Origin of the sequence: Aeromonas sp. QDB56, assembly GCF_027705505.1 — a bacterium.
Taxonomy (GTDB): Bacteria; Pseudomonadota; Gammaproteobacteria; order Enterobacterales; family Aeromonadaceae; genus Aeromonas; species Aeromonas caviae.
The window spans coordinates 1-18,057 of record NZ_JAPDBZ010000079.1; the positions used below are offsets into that span (position 1 = coordinate 1).

At 60.4% G+C, this 18,057-nt stretch carries 17 protein-coding genes; 6 read left to right on the forward strand and 11 right to left on the reverse strand.

What is annotated here, in order from left to right; all coding sequences use genetic code 11:
• Positions 1-241 precede the first annotated feature (241 nt).
• Positions 242-1,039 (reverse strand): class II glutamine amidotransferase, encoded by a 798-nt coding sequence (locus OKB81_RS13135; protein ID WP_010674143.1) that lies wholly within the window; start codon positions 1,037-1,039, stop codon positions 242-244.
• A gap of 111 nt (positions 1,040-1,150) precedes the next feature.
• Positions 1,151-1,729, reverse strand: coding sequence for a D-sedoheptulose 7-phosphate isomerase (gene lpcA, locus OKB81_RS13140; protein ID WP_039038837.1), 579 nt, complete (start codon positions 1,727-1,729; stop codon positions 1,151-1,153).
• Positions 1,730-1,981: 252 nt separating this feature from the next.
• On the opposite strand from lpcA, the gene fadE reads away from it, so the two are divergent.
• Positions 1,982-4,438, forward strand: coding sequence for an acyl-CoA dehydrogenase FadE (gene fadE, locus OKB81_RS13145; protein ID WP_160838515.1), 2,457 nt, complete (start codon positions 1,982-1,984; stop codon positions 4,436-4,438).
• Between the two features lie 174 nt (positions 4,439-4,612).
• Complete coding sequence (locus OKB81_RS13150; RefSeq protein WP_039038835.1) at positions 4,613-6,130, forward strand: HD domain-containing phosphohydrolase; 1,518 nt, start codon at positions 4,613-4,615, stop codon at positions 6,128-6,130.
• Between the two features lie 75 nt (positions 6,131-6,205).
• Here the strand turns inward: OKB81_RS13150 and OKB81_RS13155 are convergent, their stop codons facing one another.
• Together OKB81_RS13155 and dnaQ are read right to left on the reverse strand one after the other, a co-directional pair.
• A complete protein-coding gene (locus tag OKB81_RS13155; protein ID WP_270670260.1) occupies positions 6,206-7,456 on the reverse strand; it encodes a TIGR03503 family protein in 1,251 nt (416 codons plus the stop codon).
• Positions 7,453-8,187: a DNA polymerase III subunit epsilon gene (gene dnaQ, locus OKB81_RS13160; RefSeq protein ID WP_041212726.1), complete on the reverse strand. Its 735-nt coding sequence runs from the start codon at positions 8,185-8,187 to the stop codon at positions 7,453-7,455. Before dnaQ ends, OKB81_RS13155 begins: the two co-directional genes overlap by 4 nt.
• 75 nt (positions 8,188-8,262) lie before the next feature.
• On the opposite strand from dnaQ, the gene rnhA reads away from it, so the two are divergent.
• Positions 8,263-8,727 (forward strand): ribonuclease HI, encoded by a 465-nt coding sequence (gene rnhA / locus OKB81_RS13165; protein ID WP_010674138.1) that lies wholly within the window; start codon positions 8,263-8,265, stop codon positions 8,725-8,727.
• Positions 8,728-8,733: 6 nt separating this feature from the next.
• On the opposite strand, the gene OKB81_RS13170 is transcribed toward rnhA, so the two are convergent.
• Positions 8,734-9,456 carry a class I SAM-dependent methyltransferase gene (locus OKB81_RS13170; protein ID WP_010674137.1) on the reverse strand — a complete coding sequence of 241 codons (723 nt, stop codon included), beginning with the start codon at positions 9,454-9,456 and terminating at the stop codon, positions 8,734-8,736.
• 79 nt (positions 9,457-9,535) lie between these two features.
• Between OKB81_RS13170 and gloB the strand changes: the two genes are divergently transcribed.
• Positions 9,536-10,300, forward strand: a complete 765-nt coding sequence (gene gloB / locus OKB81_RS13175; protein WP_182935505.1) for a hydroxyacylglutathione hydrolase — start codon at positions 9,536-9,538, stop codon at positions 10,298-10,300.
• An 87-nt stretch (positions 10,301-10,387) separates the two neighbouring features.
• Here the strand turns inward: gloB and OKB81_RS13180 are convergent, their stop codons facing one another.
• Positions 10,388-10,660, reverse strand: coding sequence for a hypothetical protein (locus OKB81_RS13180; protein WP_010674135.1), 273 nt, complete (start codon positions 10,658-10,660; stop codon positions 10,388-10,390).
• On the opposite strand from OKB81_RS13180, the gene OKB81_RS13185 reads away from it, so the two are divergent.
• Positions 10,661-11,911, forward strand: a complete 1,251-nt coding sequence (locus tag OKB81_RS13185; RefSeq protein WP_223925372.1) for a LysM peptidoglycan-binding domain-containing protein — start codon at positions 10,661-10,663, stop codon at positions 11,909-11,911.
• Positions 11,912-12,006: 95 nt separating this feature from the next.
• On the opposite strand, the gene OKB81_RS13190 is transcribed toward OKB81_RS13185, so the two are convergent.
• Complete coding sequence (locus OKB81_RS13190) at positions 12,007-12,852, reverse strand: endonuclease/exonuclease/phosphatase family protein (RefSeq protein WP_029314263.1); 846 nt, start codon at positions 12,850-12,852, stop codon at positions 12,007-12,009.
• Positions 12,853-12,963: 111 nt separating this feature from the next.
• On the opposite strand from OKB81_RS13190, the gene OKB81_RS13195 reads away from it, so the two are divergent.
• Positions 12,964-13,188: a hypothetical protein gene (locus tag OKB81_RS13195; protein WP_010674132.1), complete on the forward strand. Its 225-nt coding sequence runs from the start codon at positions 12,964-12,966 to the stop codon at positions 13,186-13,188.
• 6 nt (positions 13,189-13,194) lie between these two features.
• On the opposite strand, the gene yciA is transcribed toward OKB81_RS13195, so the two are convergent.
• The 4 genes from yciA to OKB81_RS13215 form a co-directional block, all read right to left on the reverse strand.
• Complete coding sequence (yciA, locus tag OKB81_RS13200) at positions 13,195-13,593, reverse strand: acyl-CoA thioester hydrolase YciA (RefSeq protein ID WP_029314261.1); 399 nt, start codon at positions 13,591-13,593, stop codon at positions 13,195-13,197.
• Between the two features lie 139 nt (positions 13,594-13,732).
• Entirely contained in the window at positions 13,733-14,545 is an 813-nt protein-coding gene (locus OKB81_RS13205) for an NAD-dependent epimerase/dehydratase family protein (protein WP_160838509.1), read from the reverse strand.
• Between the two features lie 245 nt (positions 14,546-14,790).
• Complete coding sequence (locus OKB81_RS13210; RefSeq protein WP_039038828.1) at positions 14,791-15,789, reverse strand: LacI family DNA-binding transcriptional regulator; 999 nt, start codon at positions 15,787-15,789, stop codon at positions 14,791-14,793.
• Between the two features lie 178 nt (positions 15,790-15,967).
• Entirely contained in the window at positions 15,968-17,884 is a 1,917-nt protein-coding gene (locus OKB81_RS13215) for a transglycosylase SLT domain-containing protein (protein WP_119196799.1), read from the reverse strand.
• Positions 17,885-18,057 lie beyond the last annotated feature (173 nt).

The following is an 18,057-nucleotide window of genomic DNA, read 5'->3' on the forward strand; positions in this document are numbered from 1 at the left end:
ATCTCGCACCTCGATAACTGTACGTAAGATCAGTATAGTTCGTGGTAACTGACTGCTAATCATGGGTAATCAGGTATCGGTATGTCAGCCAGAATGGAGAGAGATAAAGGTTGTCACAAAATTAACACCAAAGTAACAATGTGACCCATGAGAATGATGCGGCTCAGCAACACCTCTCTCATCCCTTTTTGCCTGTATGGCTGCTGCGAAGAACCAGGGTAGACATCTACCCTGGTATTTTTTATTTCTGGTTCAACAAGTTGGCTGCATTGCCATATTCCAGCTCGCCCAGCCTGAACAGGCAGAACTCCCCGGGCACCATCTTCACCCAATTCTCGTTGCCGGTGAGCGGCCGGGTGGCGATCAGGGTCACCACATCGTTCGGCGTGGTTTCACTCTGAAAGTCGATGGCCACATCCTCATCCAGCAGACGGGCTTCGCCAAAGGGAGCCCTGCGCGTCAACCAGTAAAGGTTGTTGCTGCAATAGGTCATCACGAACTCTCCGTCCGACAGCAGCATGTTGAACACCCCGAGCCCACGCAGCTCGTCACACAGGGTCGCGAGGTAGCGGAACATGGCGGGGAAATTTGCCGGCCGTTTGGGGTACTTGTGCTCCAGCCTGTCGAGCAGCCAGCAGAAGGCGTGCTCGCTGTCGGTGTCGCCTACCGGGCGGTGCCGCCCCGTGGGCAGCCTCTTGTAACCGGTCAACTGGCCATTGTGGGCAAAGGTCCAGTAACGGCCCCACAGTTCTCGGGTAAATGGGTGGGTGTTTTCCAGGGAGACACACCCCCGGTTCGCCTGCCGGATATGGCTGACCACGGCACGGCTCTTGATGGGCAGTGCCTGGACCAGCTTGGCGATGGGAGACTGGGCACTGGGTTCGGGATCCTTGAAGGTGCGAAAACCCCGCCCCTCATAGAAGGTGATCCCCCAGCCATCCTTGTGGGGACCGGTCTTGCCGCCCCGCAGCATCAGCCCGGTAAAGCTGAAGCAGATGTCGGTCGGCACATTGGCACTCATGCCGAGCAGTTCGCACATATACCATCCACTCCCTGAATGTCTTGACTCTGGTTTCGTCAATCAACCGTCACGGCTGGACGAGAGGGCCGGTATGGTCACCCATCCCCCCTCTCAATCCCGGATCGTTGATTACTTGGCCATCTCTTTTTCAACCAGCTGGATCAGGATGTGGATCACCTTGATGTGCACTTCCTGGATGCGGTCGGCATAACCGAAGTGCGGCACTCGGATCTCCACATCGGCCAGACCAGCCATCTTGCCGCCGTCCTTGCCGGTCAGGGCAATCACCTTCATCCCTTTGGCACGGGCCGCCTCGATGGCTTTGAGGATGTTGCCGGAGTTGCCGCTGGTAGAGATGCCGAGCAGCACGTCACCACGACGGCCGACGGCCTCCACATAGCGAGAGAAGACATAGTCATAGCCAAAGTCGTTGGAGACGCAGGAGAGGTGGCTGGGATCGGAGATGGCGATGCCGGCATAGCCTGGGCGGTTCTCGCGATAACGACCGGTCAGCTCCTCGGCAAAGTGCATGGCATCGCAGTGGGAGCCGCCGTTGCCGCAGGAGAGTACCTTGCCTTCCTGCTTGAAGGAGTCGGCGAGCAGCTTGGCCGCCGCCTCGATGTTTTTCAGATTTTGCTCATCTGCCAGGAACGCCTGAAGCACGCTGGCAGCTTCGGTCAACTCGTTGCGGATCAGTTCTTGGTACATGGTTTTTGAAATCTCGTCGTCCAACATAGGGTGGCGGCATTGTCGCACAAGCCAGTCCAATCGTCGCCCCCCGCCCGCCAAGATGGGGCGGGCAGCGCGTTATGCCGATCACAGGGCCAAGGTAACAGGCTTGTAAACAGCTTGATAAGTTTGTGCGTATGAATTACAACAGGGGCCACATCCAACAGGTCAGACCTCTGGATCAGTTAACGCCAATTTCCCAACCTCGGCAATTCATGCAAGGAGCAAACAATGACGACGACCCTCACTCTGCTCGGGGTGATCCTGGTGATCGGCGCCATGGCCTATCGCCGTGCGTCCCTGTTCACCGCCACGCTTGCCACGGCCGCCGCCCTGGTCGCCGGCACCTTCTATGGCCATGTGCCCCTGCTGGTGTGGGCGCTGTTCGCGGTGATAGCCCTGCCCCTCAATCTGGTGGAGTTTCGCCGCAACCAGCTGACCAAGCCGCTGTTCAAGATCTACAAGTCCATCATGCCGGAGATGTCCCGAACCGAGAAGGAAGCCATCGAAGCGGGGACGACCTGGTGGGAAGCGGATCTGTTTGCCGGCAACCCGGACTGGAAGAAGCTGCACGCCATTCCGGTCAGCACGCTGTCTGCCGAAGAGCAGGCCTTCATGGACGGTCCGGTTGAAGAAGTGTGCCGCATGGTCAACGACTGGGAAGTGACCCACGAGCGTGCCGATCTCTCTCCCGAGGTGTGGCAATACCTGAAGGACAACAAGTTCTTCGCCATGATCATCAAGAAGAAATATGGCGGGCTGGAGTTCTCCGCCTACGCCCAGTCCTGCGTGCTGCAAAAGCTGTGCGGCGCCAGCGCCGTGCTCGCCTCCACCGTCGGCGTGCCCAACTCCTTAGGGCCGGGTGAGCTGCTGCAACACTACGGTACTGACGAGCAGAAGGATTACTACCTGCCCCGTCTGGCTGTCGGCAAGGAGATCCCCTGTTTCGCCCTGACCAGCCCGGAAGCAGGTTCTGATGCGGGCTCGATTCCCGACTTCGGCATCGTCTGCAAAGGCGAGTGGGAAGGGGAAGAGGTGCTCGGCATGCGCCTGACCTGGAACAAGCGCTACATTACCCTGGCTCCCATCGCCACCGTACTCGGCCTCGCCTTCAAGCTGCGTGACCCTGACCACCTGCTGGGTGAGGAAGAAGAGCTCGGCATCACCTGCGCCCTCATTCCGACCCACATCAAGGGAGTCGACATCGGTCGCCGCCACTTCCCGCTCAACGTGCCGTTCCAGAACGGCCCGACCCGCGGCAAGGACGTGTTTGTACCGCTCGACTTCATCATCGGCGGTCCGGCCATGGCCGGTCAGGGCTGGCGCATGCTGGTGGAGTGTCTCTCCGTCGGTCGCGGCATCACCCTGCCCTCCAACAGCACGGGCGGCGTCAAGATGCTGGCCCTGGCCACCGGTGCCTACAGCCGCATCCGTCGCCAGTTCAAGCTGCCGATTGGCAAGATGGAAGGGATTGAAGAGCCGCTGGCACGCCTGGGTGGCAACGCCTACATCATGGGCGCCGCCGCCAAACTGACGGTCACCGGCATCGATCTCGGTGAAAAACCCTCGGTCATCTCCGCCATCGTCAAGTACCACCTCACCGACCGCGCCCAGAAGTGCATCATTGATGCCATGGATATCCATGGCGGCAAGGCCATCTGCATGGGGCCGAACAACTATCTGGCCCGTGGCTATCAGGGGGCGCCCATCGCCGTGACTGTCGAAGGAGCTAATATCCTGACCCGCAGCATGATCATTTACGGTCAGGGAGCCATCCGTTGCCACCCCTACGTGTTGCCGGAGATGCTGGCAGCCAGCCACCCCGACAAAGAGCAGGCGCTGAAAGATTTCGACAAGGCGATGTTCAGCCACGTGGGCTTTGCCATCAGCAACCTGGTGCGCAGCTTCTGGCTGGGGCTGACCGGTGCCCGCTTCACCGCCGCGCCCTACAAGGATCAGACCAAGGGCTACTATCAGCAACTATCCCGCCTCTCCGCCAACCTGGCCTTCCTGTCAGACATGGCGATGGGCACCCTGGGTGGCGAACTCAAGCGCAAAGAGCGGGTCTCTGCCCGCCTTGGCGATGTGCTGAGCCAGCTCTATCTGGCCTCCAGCGCCCTCAAGCGCTATCAGGATGAAGGACGCCAGCAGGCCGACCTGCCGCTGCTGCACTGGGCACTGCAAGACGCCCTGTTCAAGGCTCAGGAAGCGATCGACGAGTTGCTGCGCAACTTCCCGAATCGCTGGATTGGTCTGGCCCTGCGCGCCATCGTGCTACCCCTTGGTCGCGACCTGAAGCGTCCCTCCGACAAGCTCGACAGCCAGGTAGCCCGCCTGCTCCAGGTGCCAAGTGCCACTCGCAGCCGTCTGGCCGAGGGCCAATATCTGACGCGCGAGGAGGGCAACCCCTTCGGGCTGCTGGAACAGGCGCTGGACGATGTGCTGACCGCAGAGCCGCTGTTTGACAAGGTGTGCAAAGCCGAAGGGAGCAAACGCCCCTTCACCCAGCTCGACAAGGTGGCAGAGGCGGGCCTGAGCCTCGGTGTCATCAACCAGGCCGAAGCGGACCTGCTGCGGCGCGCCGAGGAGAGTCGCCTTCGCACCATCAACGTCGATGACTTCGATCCCGTCGACCTGGTGGCCAACAAGGCACTGTTTGAAGCCTCCGCCTATCACAGGGCAGCTTGATGCCTCTGATGCCAGAACGCCTCCCTTGTGGAGGCGTTTTTCATGAAAGGGCTGGTGGATGGCATCCGATACGAAGAAAGAGAAACCGACTGGATCATATTTTGGATATCAATCCGTTTCCTATATTGAATGAAGCGGTTAAGGTAAGCACAGGATCACACACAGGATTGCATAATGGATGATCAAATCCTGATTATTGATGATGAAGATCTTCCCCAATCAGCACCGCGTCCCGCCGGCTGGAAGGTGATGATAGTGGACGATGAACCCGAAGTGCATCGCATCACCAAAATCACCCTGAACAAGTTTGAATTCGACGGCAAGCCGATCGATTTTCTGCACGCCTACTCTGCGGCTGAAGCCAAAGCCTTGCTCGCCCTCACCCCGGATGTCGCCCTGCTGCTGCTCGACGTCGTCATGGAGGTCGATCATGCCGGTCTCGAGGTGGTCAAGTTCGTGCGTGACGAGCTGCAAAACAAGATGGTACGCATCGTGCTGCGAACCGGTCAGCCCGGCCAGGCCCCGGAAGATGACGTGGTGACCAACTACGACATCAACGACTACAAGGACAAGACCGAACTTACCTCCCAGAAACTGCGCACCCTGTTGCGCGCCAGCCTGCGTTCTTATCGGGACATCCGAACCCTTGAGAGCAATCGACAGGGGCTGGAAAAGGTCATCGAGGCGTCCAAGGGGATCTTCGAGCAGCGTGCCCTGCGCCAGTTCGTCGAAGGAGCCCAGACCCAGCTCAGCGCCCTGCTCAATCTGGAAGAGTCCCAGATTTACGATGTGAAGCACCTGGCGTATGAGGTGCGGGATCAGGTGCTCGAGCCTCTGCTCAGCGATGGTCCCATGCTGCGCCTCGTCGATGCGCCGGAAATACTGCGCTGTGCCATGGCCAAGGGAGCCAATGTCTACGATGGCAACCAGATGGTGCTCTATTGCCAGAATGCCCGTCACCACCTGCTGTTCCACATCGAGACCACTCGCCCGCTCAGCCAGATGGATACCGGGCTGCTGAGCCTGTTCACCGAAAACATCATAGTGGCGCTGGAGAATATCCGGCTCAACGAGGTGATCGGTGACAACCAGCGAGAGATCATCTATCGCATCGGCGAGCTGGTGGAGAGCCGCTCGAAGGAGTCTGGCTTGCACGTCAAGCGGGTGGCCCTCTACACCGAATTGTTCTGCAAGCTGCTCGGCATGAATGAGGACAGGTGCGAGCTCATCAAGCGTGCCTCTCCCCTGCACGACATCGGCAAGGTGGGGATCCCGGACGCCATCTTGCACAAACCGGGCAAACTCACTCCCGAGGAGTGGGAGATCATGAAAACCCACGCCCAGCTTGGGCAGGACATGCTCTCCGGCAGTGACCTGGCCCTCTTCCAGATAGGCGCCACCATCGCGGGCAACCATCACGAGAAGTGGAATGGCAGCGGCTATCCCCGCGGATTGAAGGGAGAGGACATTCCGCTGGAAGGACGCATCGTCGCCCTGGCGGATGTGTTCGATGCCCTGGGCTCGGATCGTTGCTACAAGCAGGCCTGGCCGCTGGATCAGGTGCTGGCGCTGATCAAGGAGGAGAAAGGAGAGCACTTCGACCCCCTTCTGGTGGACCTGATGCTGGCCAATCTGGAGAAGTTCCTCGATATTCGCGAGCAGTACAAAGACATCTATATCGGCGCTCACTGATATCGGGTTCACCCCATCCACTTGCGACCATGAAGAAGCCGCCCATTTGGCGGCTTCTTTGCAATGTGCGCGGAATTATTGCTCCGGCAGATTGAGATCCAGTTTGGGGGTTGCTGGCGTCTCTTCAAGTTGCGCCTTCTGCGCCGCCATCGCCTTGTGCAGGGTGCGGCGCTTTTGCAGCAGAATGAAACCACCGGCCCCCAGCAAGAGCAGCAACACGCCACCTCCCCCCAGCGCCCAGGGCAGCCAGACCAGACTCTCCCGCTCCTCGAACCGGTCGGGGGTGGCGGCGGATGCGGGCATGGCCGCAGAGGGGGCGGGAGGGGGGGGAGGCGGTGCTATGGTGAACGACTTGGCCGGCAATTGCAGTTGCACCTCGCGACCGAGCCGGGTTGTTCCAAAGAGGGTGGCCTCCACCTTGTACTGCCCTGCCGCCTTGAGGGCGGAGAGATCCACGCCAAAACGCGGCGCTGTCGCCACCTCGTTGAACGTCATGCTACTGCCGCCGCCGTCGATGGCCTTGCCCTGGATGACCACGGAGGCGGGATCCAGTTCATCCACATCGATGACGAGAGATAGCTTGGCTCCCCCCTCCCCGGAGGGGGGATTCAGGGAATAGCTGACCGGCCAGGGGTAGAGCAGCACCTGCTGTGACTGGGCTCGTGAGAAGACCTCATTGCCGGTGCTGAAGAGGGCTCGATATTTTCCCGCAGGGACGTCCAGTACTGCCTCGGCGGTCAAGATACCGTCCCCCGGCACTTCGTCCACCCCCTTGCCATCATCCATGTAGCGTCCCAGGGTCTCCTCGAACACGGGATCCCCGCTCTGGCTGGCATCATTGAACTGCTGCAGCTTGACGGTCATGCCCAGATCGGTGAGGTAGTAACCCGCCCCAGGCGCCGCGCCATCGATCAGCAGACGGGATTGCAGTTTGACACGCTCACCCTGATAGAGGCGGGCCGGCAGCGGCTCGCTCTCGACCTGGATGTTGGTGAGCAGGCGCACCCGATTGTCGGGGTCCACCTCCCCGATCGCCTGCCAAGGGCCGGGCATGGGGTCGCGGATGGTGATGAGATCCTGATCCTTGAGGGGCAACCAGCCCACGTCGGGCGGCTTGACCTTGCCCACATAGAGCTTGCTGCCATCGGGTCGCACCAGGATCACCGAGGGCGTCCCCGGCTTGCGCTTGATGATGAAGGTGATCTCCTTCACGCCGTAATCGATGCGAAAGCGGTTGTCGAGCAGAGGAATGTCGGAAGGCGCAAACACCTCGTTGGCCGCGGCCGGGAGGGAGGCCAGCAGCAGCAGCCCCCAAAGCGATCTCATTGCCGCCACAGGCAGGCACCTCCTTTTTTCTGTACCAGATCCAGCCTCGCTTCATGGACAGCCGCCACCTCGTCGCTCGCGCGCACCACCCTGAGCGGCGGGCGATTACTCTCCAGACGACGAATGCCGGTATCCTGGCTGGTCTCGCTCTCGCTGGTTTCGCTCGCGAGATTGAGTTTGGTCTGGCCACCCGTCATCAGGAGGTAGACGTCCGCCAGGATCTCCGCATCGAGCAAGGCGCCGTGCAGGGTACGGTGAGAGTTGTCGATGCCGTAGCGATCGCACAACACGTCCAGGTTGTTGCGCTTGCCCGGGAAGAGATCCCGCGCCATCGCCAGGGTATCCGTGATGCCGCAGATATCCGCCGTCTTGAAGTTCAGACCGAGCTTGCTGAACTCATAGTCCATGAAGCTCACGTCAAAGGGGGCGTTGTGGGCGATGAGCTCGGCGCCGCGAATGAACTCGATGAAATCGTCCGCTATCTGGCTAAAAGAGGGCTTGTCCGCCAGGAAGGCATCCGTGATGCCGTGCACGGCGATGGCCTCGGGGTCCACCAGCCGATCCGGCTTGATGTAGACGTGGAAATGGTTGCCGGTGAGTTTGCGGTTGATCACCTCCACACAGCCGATCTCGATGATGCGGTGCCCAAGATAAACGGGGCCGCCCGCGGTGTTCATGCCGGTGGTTTCGGTATCCAGAATGATCTGGCGATTCAGTTGGGGTGTGCTCATGATCAAATCCATGTCAAACTTCGGTTTTACTCGCTAGTTTACCCCAAGCCTCTCGCTAAAACAGATTGATTGCTCATGTTGAAACAGATTGATTTATTCACGGATGGCTCCTGCTTAGGCAACCCGGGCCCCGGCGGCTATGGTGCCGTCATGGTCTATGGCAAGCATCGCAAGGAGATCTCCGCCGGTTTTCGATTGACCACCAATAACCGGATGGAGCTGATGGCTGCCATCATGGGGCTGCGGACCCTGAACGAACCCTGCCAGGTGCGGCTCACCACCGACAGCCAGTATGTGCGCCAGGGGATCACCCAATGGATCATCGGCTGGAAGAAGAAGGGCTGGATGACCGCCAACCGCCAGCCGGTCAAGAACGTCGATCTCTGGCAGGCCCTGGATGCGGAAGTGGCCCGTCACCAGATCGAATGGCTCTGGGTGAAAGGACACTCGGGCCACCCGGAAAACGAACGCTGTGACGAGCTGGCCCGTGAGGCCGCCAGCGGCAAGCAGCTTGCCGAAGACAGCGGCTACCAGCCCTGATGCCTGCTAGCCGCCCTGGCGCGCCATGCCTGGCGCGGCCATCGACTCCGGCAGCCGCCAGCGGCGACGCACCGGTGTCACGGGGAAACGCCGCTTGCGGGCGGCAATCACGTAAACAGACGCCAGGGAGCGGCAATAGTCCCGCCCCAGACTCTCCCGCCACCAGCCGATCTTGCTCTGCCTGCCCATGAAGGAGAAACCGAACCGCTCGTCGAACATCACCTCGCAGCCGAGCAATTGCAGCCAGTCGGTCACCCGTGCGGGCGTGAACATGCGGGCAGACCAGGGCAGATGCCGCCGCATGAAGGGCAGATAGTGACCCAGCCCCACCAGGCTGAGCGGGTTGTAACCGCTGACAATGAGCCAGCCATCGTCGGTCAGCACCCGTTCTGCCTCCCGCAGCACCTGATGAGGATCCGGCGAGAAATCGAGGCAGTGAGCCAGCAGGCAGGCATCCACGCTCCCCGATCGCACCGGCAAGGCGAGCGGATCCCCCTGGATGTCCAGCAGCCGTCCGCCGGGGGCGACACCGATTTGATGGCGAATGGTGGAACAACCGCAGGAGAGTTCGGCGCTCAGGGCTCCTATCTTGAGCAAGTGATAGCCAAAGAGGTGGGGGCACCAGTTGTCGAGGCGCTCCTGAAGCTCGGCGGCCACCCAGTCCCCCATGGGCAGTGCGGACCAACTGGTCGGAAGCGCGATCTGTTGTTCGGTACGTGCCAGTTGCATAATGGGACCAACTCGGGGGCGAATGCCATCCAGTTATATAAGATCCCTTCCTTAAAGAGAACACAAGAGACCTCGACCCATGTATACCGTCATCACAGTTCCCGCCTTCAGCGACAACTACATCTGGTTGATCCGTCATGAAAATCACTGCCTGGTCGTCGATCCGGGCGAGGCCGCTCCCGTGCTGGAGCGGCTGGCTGGGCTGGATCTGGTGCTGGATGCCATCCTCCTGACCCATCACCATCGCGATCACGTCGGGGGCGTATCCGAGCTGCTGCAACACTTCCCCCACGCTCGCCTCTATGGTCCCAAGCATGACCCCATGCCGGACCATCACGGCCAGTGGCTCGACGACGGGGATCAGATCAACTGGCATGGCCTGAGTCTGGATGTCCTCCATGTGCCCGGTCATACCCTGGGGCACATCGCCTATTACGGCCAGGGCATGCTGTTTTGTGGCGATACCCTCTTCAGCGCCGGTTGCGGCCGTCTGTTCGAAGGGACCCCGGCACAGATGCACACTTCCCTGCAACGGCTCGCGGCACTGCCCGATGAGACCCTCCTTTATTGTGCCCATGAATACACGCTCTCCAACCTGCGTTTCGCCCATGCGGTCGAGCCCGACAACCTGGCGATCCAGCGGCAGATCGGCGTGATCAGCAAACTGCGTCAGCAGGGCCTCCCGAGTCTCCCCTCCCGGCTGGGAGATGAGCGGAATTTCAATGTTTTTCTGCGCTGCGAGCAGGACTCGGTAAAATTTTCTGCTGAGAAATACGCCCTTAAATGCTTGGAAAATCCAGAGGATACCTTCGCTGTGCTGCGGGCCTGGAAGGACGTTTTTTGAACAAACCTTGATCAGGGGGGCATTGCCCCTTATGATGCGAGCTGTTTTTCCACAGATGACCTGAGCGAGATGAAGCTACGAACGGCCTTATTGGCAGCGCTGTTTCTCAGCGGCTGTCAAAACCTGAGCCATCAGGATGACCGGGCGGTAACGGCAATCGAGCCGATCAAATCCCCCCAAGTCAGCAAGAAAACGTACAAAAAACACTCTTCGCGGATGCTGTTCGGCGACGAACAGATAGAAGAGCTGGATGACACTGATAACCTGTGGGTGCGTATCAGCGATGATATGCAGCTGGACTCGCACGATAATGCCCGGGTTCGCCAACAGCGTGATTGGTTGTTGCGCAATGATAAGCATATGGCGACCATTGCCAGCCGGGCTGAGCCCTACCTGTATCTGATGGTAGAGGAAATCGAACGGCGTGAGCTGCCAATGGAGCTTATTACCATCCCCATGATCGAGAGCATGTTCGATCCCAATGCCCGCTCCCGCAGCAATGCGGTCGGTCTTTGGCAGTTCGTTCCTGCAACCGGCAAGAATTTCGGCCTGCGCCACGACAACTGGTACGACGGTCGACGCGATGTCCTTGCATCCACCAATGCCGCACTGGATTACCTGGAGTACCTGAACCGGTTCTTCGACGGTGACTGGCTGCAGACCCTGGCCGCTTACAATGCCGGTGAAGGTCGGGTGCGCAACGCCATCACCCGCAACGAGCGGGCTGGTCGTCCGACCGACTACTGGTCGCTGGACCTGCCCCGCGAAACCCGGATGTATGTGCCCAAGATCCTGGCCATGGCCGACATGATCCGCAATGCGGACAAATACAATGTCACCCTGCCGGTGCTGGCCAACAAGCCGCAATTGCGAACCATCAATACCGGTGGCCAGATTGACTTGAACGTGGCCGCCCAGCTGGCTGGCGTTTCCGCCTCCCAGCTCAAGGCGCTCAATCCTGCGCTCAAGCGTGGCATGACCTCGCCGCAGGGCCCTTACAACCTGCTGGTCCCCGTCGAGTACGCCGACACCCTGGAGCTGGCCCTGGCCGATCTGCCCCAGCGTGAACGTACCCGTGGTGTGCGCTCCTATCAGGTCACCAGTGGTGATACGCTGTCACGGATCGCCCAGAATCACGGGGTGACCGTGCAACAGCTCAAGCTGGCCAACAACATGCGCGGCAACAACCTGCGCCGTGGCCAGAGCCTGATCATCCCCAATAGCGGGCGCGCAACCCAGGTTGCCCAGAGCAAACCGCAGCAGCTCGCCAGCCGCAGTGGTGGCAAGGTGAACTATCAGGTGCGCTCCGGTGACAACCTGTGGAGCATCAGCCAGGCACACGGGGTCACCCACGCCGACCTGGCCAAGTGGAACGGCCTGAACGCCAAATCAGCCCTCAAGCCTGGCATGAAGCTGGTGGTCTGGCCCAAGCAGGGCAAGAGCAGCAACAAGTCCATGGTCTATCAGGTGCGCCGCGGAGATTCCCTCTCCTCCATCGCAGCCCGCTTCCAGGTCGCCGTCAACGATGTGATGCGCTGGAACCAGCTCGGCAAGAGTGACTATCTCAAGCCGGGTCAGGAGTTGACCCTGTTCGTGAAGAACAACAGCTGATCGCTCGTCGCAATCCAAAAAATACCCCGCTTGATGCGGGGTATTTTTTTGTCTGCATGAACCAGCGGCGACGCCGCTCTCCCCTGAGGGATGACTCAGGGAGTGATGGCCTGGGCCGCAAAGCGCGCCAGAATGGGGTTATGGTCAGAGGCATCGGTAGCCGGTGAACTCACCTCCACCAGATCCAGATTGCGATAGTAGAGGTGATCCAGCGGGCGGCCAAAAGCGGTGCGACGCAGATCAGGCACAGGTATGGCCTCCTGCAGGCCAAGCTCGCCCACCAGCTTGTTCAACCAGAACGCTCGCTTGTCGCTCCAGGTGTTGAAATCGCCGCCCAGGATGACCGGCCCCTGGTGGCGATGGATCAACGCAGTCAGATCGTTGAGCTGCTCGCGGAAGGTCGCCATGCCCAGTTCGAAATTGACCGCATGGAGATTCACCACCAGCACGCCGTCAGGATCCCCCTGCAAGGGATAGAGACTGACCAGACCTGACTTGGGGATACGCAGCAGGGGTTCGGGGGAACGGACGCCACAGACAAACGCCTGCGGCGTTTTCGCCACCGTCATCACGCCAAAGGAGACACCTCCCTGGGTGAAGGCCTGCAACTGCTGCCACTGGAAATCCCCTCTCTTCAGCCAGTCCAGCATCTCGGGCCGGGTCGCCGACTCTTGCAGCAGCACCAGATCCTGGGACTTGGCATACTCATCCAGCCCTTCCCGCCAGTTCTTGCGTTGTCCCTTGTAGAGGTTCCAGACGGTGATGCCAAACTCCCTCGGCAAGGCCGTGGAGGCGAGCGCCACCAGAGGTGGTCTGTCACAGCTTGCGCCAGGTATGATACCTGCCGCAGTCACCAGATGATCTTGATCCGGTACCTCGAAGCAACCGACCAGCCCCAACGTCAGCAGGGACGTTCCCAGAATCCGATAACTATTTTTCATTGGCTAACAATCACCTGCCTCTGCAAGACGACATGGCCCTCACACAGGCCACGGTCGCCGACTAGTCTCATTATTCGTGTCCGGCCCGACTCATCCAGAAGGAATTCAACGATGGCGAGACAGCACCAGTACCGCGTGACATTTTACGATCAACAGGGAACCTGTCATCAAGTGGAGCTTTCCACCGTCTATCAAATCAGGCGGGATCCCCAATGTGATCTCTGTCTGTTCGACACCCGGCAGTGCGTGGGGTCGGAAGAGATGCTGGAGCGCATGATACGGCAAAAAACCGGGCTTGAGCAGGAAATATCCATCATCAATGCCCGGCTCATCTGAGCAGACTCAGACCGGCACGGGGCGGGATTTGCCCTGATCGTCGATGGCCACATAGGTGAAGACGCCCTCGGTCACGCAGTACCGCTGGGCTTCGTTCTCCCGCAATACCGGCTTGACCCAGACCTCCAGTTTGAGTCGCATGGAGCTGCGACCAATCTTGAGGCAGCGACCGTAACAGCACACCACGTCACCCACCTTGACCGGGCTGTGGAAGGTCATCCCCTCCACCGAGACGGTACAGATGCGCCCTTTTGCCAGCTCCTTGGCCATGATGCCCCCACCTATATCCATCTGGGACATGATCCACCCGCCGAAGATATCGCCATTGGGGTTGGTATCGGCTGGCATTGCCAGGGTTCTCAGCAACAGCTCCCCATCGGGGTGGCGCTTGGTCTCTTCCATCATTACCGCTCTCTTTATCATGGATGGCGGCATGATAGGGGGCGATCCCCCCCTTGGCAAACCTCAATTGTCCCGGAGCGCGCGCCGTATCTGGTTTGCACGCCAGATGACCGACTCCGGGGCCCGGATGGCGACGACCCGTTCAGCCCTTCAAGGCCGCACCGTCCGCAAACCAGTGGGCCGGATCCGGCCAGCGATAGACGAAACCAAGCTGCTGGCAGATCCGCTGACCTTCGATGGGAGCAAACTCCCCCGCCGGCTCGACGAACTGCGGCGGCACCAGCCCGAGCAGGCGGCTCGCGAAGGGGTAGAGCTGCTCCCGGCGTGGGTGAACGGGGGCACTCAGATTGTAGGCATCCCCATCCTGCCCCCGGGCCAGCATCAGCTCACAGGCGGCCACCACGTCGTCCAGATGCACCAGGTTCACAGCCTGGCCTCCCCCGGCCAGCGTCTTGCCCGCCAGAAAACGGCCGGGGTGACGGTCAGGACCATAGAGTCCGGCCGGGCGCAAGATCATGGCGCAGTCAACATGCCCTTCCAGCACGGCAAGCTCGGCCACCCGCATCCGCAAGCCTCTGTCATGGGCTGGAGCGGGCGTATCATCCTCCCCCTGTCCGGCCCCCCAGACCGAAGTCGCGCTGATAAACAGAACCCTCTGAACACCCGCCTCCCTCGTCTGTCGGCACAGACTGGCCACGGACGCCGGGAAATCACCGGTCTTGCTGGGGGGCACGCAGATCACTAGGTCATGACAGCGAAAAGGCAGTGGCCCCATGTCAGGGGTGAGCAACAGCGGCCAGGCGGCAATACCCTCCCCCCGCAGCCGTTCAGCCTTTTCGGCCGTACTGACCGTCACCGCGATAGATTGCCCCTGCTCTTGCAATGCCCTGGCCAGGGGCAACCCCAGCCAGCCGGCGCCCACGATACCCGTCTGATACTCAAATTCGTTCGTCATACCCGGATCCTGACAAAAAAAACGGCCATCCAATGATGACCGTCGAAAGTAACGAAGGAAATAGCCGGATTAACCGGTTACCTCCCACAGCGGGAAAATCGGGAGCGCACGCTCCTAATTCGTGGGCCTATCCTAGTGGCAGCGCGGTCAAAAAGCTTTGAAGCGGATCACTGTTGAAAAGGATTTCTGAAAGCGCTTTCACTGTTTTGCAAAAAAGTCGACCCGCACGGGGCCAACTTCATGACTCAGGCCACAGATTCCCGCCGTACCAGTTCGGCTTCGAATTTGAGCGCCAGCCCCTCTACCGGCTTGTGATCCAGCAGCCTCAGGGCCAGCTCAGCGGCCCGCTCTCCCATCTCCTCGATGGGGTAACGTACCGTGGTGAGCTTGGGATAGATGTATCGGGCATAGGGGATGTCATCAAAACCGACCACAGAGACCTGCTGGGGTATTTTGTAACCCCGCTCCAGCAGACAGGAGATGGCCCCCGCCACCATGGCATCGTTGAAACCCAGCACAGCGCTGAACTCGACGCCGCGCGCCAGCAGCTCGCTCATGGCCACATAGCCACCTTTTTCGTCGGCATAGGCACGGCCGATGAGGGCAGGATCCAGCTCGATACCTGCCCGTTGCAGGGCGAAGCGATAGCCGGCCATCCGCTGCTGACCATCCACAAACTCCTCGTCATCGGAGGTGACGAAGGCAATCTTGCGATGTCCCGCGTCCAGCAGATGCTGGCAAGCCGTGGTGATGCCGGCCTGGTTGTCCAGCCAGACGCAGCGATCCTCGCAGCCTGGCACCTGACGGTTGATGAAGACGATGGGGGTCGTGCCCGACGCCAGCTCGCTGAGCTCTTCGTCAGGCAGCGCCTTGCTGTGAAGGATAAGGGCATCACACTGGCGCTGCAGCAGCGCCTGGATGGCGTGCCGCTCACGGGTCGCGTCGTGGTTGCCGGACACCACGATGGTGAACTTGTTCGCCTTGTCGACCATGCTTTCGATGCCGCGCATCATCTGGGCGAAGAAGGGGCCGCCACACAGATCCCCCACCAGCACACCGATACAGTTGGAGCGCTTGCTCACCAGGGCCTGGGCGAAGCTGTTTGGACGAAAGCTGAGCTCCTTCATGGCCGCGAGGACAGCCTCGCGCTTCTCGGGCGCCACCTGCGCCGTGTTGTTGATCACTCGAGACACTGTCGAAATGGAGACATTCGCCAGCTGAGACACATCTTTGATCGTTGCCACTCTCGATTCCTTTGTTGGAAAAGCCTGTCAGTGATGATCGGGCATTGTATCGAACCTGACAGACCAAGACGCGGCGCCCGATCACCTGGCAGGTTTCCTTTTGTAACAAAGCTTAAGGGATGATAACCATTTTGGGGCAAGAATGGGAGGCCGCCGCCACAACGACTGCCCCCCGAACTCAATAGGCGTGATTCAGCTCGCGTTCCGACATAAAACGCAAAGGCTGCTGCAGCTTGTGTTGATAGATGAGATCGAAAGAGAGCACGTTCTGGACATAGTTGCGCGTCTCCCGATAGGGGATGCTCTCCACCCAGACATCCATCGGCTTGTTGTCGCTCTGCTCGCGCCAGCGCTTGACCCGGCCAGGACCCGCATTGTAAGCCGCCGCCGCAAGGATCCGGTTGCCGTCATACACATCCAGCAGGCGCTTGAGGTAGGCGCTGCCAAGACGAATGTTCATGGCCGGGTCGAACAGTTGCTGCTCGTTGCGATAGGGCACCCCAAGCTTGCCGGCCGTCTCTTTCGCGGTGGCAGGCATCAGCTGCATCAACCCCCTCGCCCCGACCGGTGACTGGGCCAGGGGATAGAGTGCGCTCTCCTGACGGGAGATGGCGTAGAGCAGACTGGTGTTCATGGTGCGCTCTTGTGCCATCTGGGAGAAGGTGCGCTTGAGGGGCAGCGGGAAGCGCAGGTCCAGCGCATCCCAGGCCTCGGCACGGATGCTGGAGAGGATCGCCAGCTCGTGCCAGCCCTGGTTGAGGGCGATGTGGCCAAACTCCAGGCGCTGGGCCACGCTGTTGCGATCCATGTTGTGGATCCACTCAGAGCGGGCCGCCGTGATCTCGTTCATCGCCAGCAGTTCACGCACCCGCAGCAGGAAGGGCCAACGGCGACTGGCACTTTGCCAGTCCGGCACCTTGTGCGCCACGCTCTGGTTCTTCATGCGATAGGGCACACCGGTGCGCTGGGCCGCCATGAAGCCGTAGAAGCCGCGCAGGTTCGCAGTCTCGAGATAGAGGTCCCGCGCCGGTTTCTGCCGCCCCTGTTTCTCCAGCGAGCGCGCCATCCAGTAACGCCAGCGATCCTCTTTTTGCAGCCCCATGGGCATCCTCTTGACCCAGCCTTCGAGGCCGCGCCAATCCTGCTCCCAGATGGCAAGACGGGCCCGCAGCTCCACCAGCTCCGGATCCTTGAGCCGCACCAGGGCCGTATCCAGCCAGGCACGCTGGTCAGAAGAGCGGTCCAACAACAGGCGGCGGGCGGCCGCCTTCTCCACCCGATTCACCTCGGCATGGTTCAGGCCGAAGCGACGGGTCATCTCCCCCAGCTGGCGCAGAACCGCGTCGGGCTCCTGGTTGGCGTAGCGGGCCAGCCCCAGGGAGAGCAGATGCCGTGACGGGGGCGCCGCCGTGAAGTTGGCCGGATTCATCGCCCGCACGGGTTGGTCATACAGGGCGATCATCTGATCGCCATACCCCTTCATGCCGCTGCCGAGCTGGGCCCCGAGGTGGCGAATGAGGTTGGGGTTCTGGGCCTCGAAAGCCAGGTTCATACGCTCCCAGATCTTCTCCTGAGTACGCAGACCCGCCTGCTGCCAGAGCTGGAACAGAGGATCGCAGGCATCGGGCCTGGATTGACCGCTCAACCAGAGCTTGCCTGCCTCCTGCAGGGCTTCACTCTGGTGCCCCGTGTAGTAGCGGGCCTGATAGTGCTGACAGAGCAGATCGGTGGAGCTTGGCTTGGCCGGATAGAAGCGCAGGAACTGGGACCACTGCTGGCTCTGGGCAAGATAGGTGAGATAGCTGCGCTCGAGCCGGTTGGACTGGGGGGTGTCCCCGTGCTGGCGGATGAAGCGGGTCACATCGTTGTAGTCTGCCGCCCCGGGACGGAACGCAAGCTGGTAGTAATCCAGATAGGGCAGCAGCGGATAGTGGATCAGGCGTGCCCGAAGCTGGCTGAATTTGACCTGATCATTGGCACGCACGGCCTCATGGGCCTGGCGATAGAGAGACTGCTCCATGGTTTGCGCAAAGGCGGGTGCCACTAGCCCTGGCACGCACAGCGCCGAAAAGATGATTCCCTGCACGGCTTTCACGAAAGGTATTCTCCCTTGAGAGGCATAACCACCGCCCGCTGGCGGTGGTGAGATACCTTCATTCTACCCGTTTAATATGGGCGCTACGCCACACTATTTTTAGGTTCATCGCGGCTTTCCGGGGAAGGCCGCCTTGATTTTCAGAAAAAAGTATTCTGAGTCCCTAAATCCAT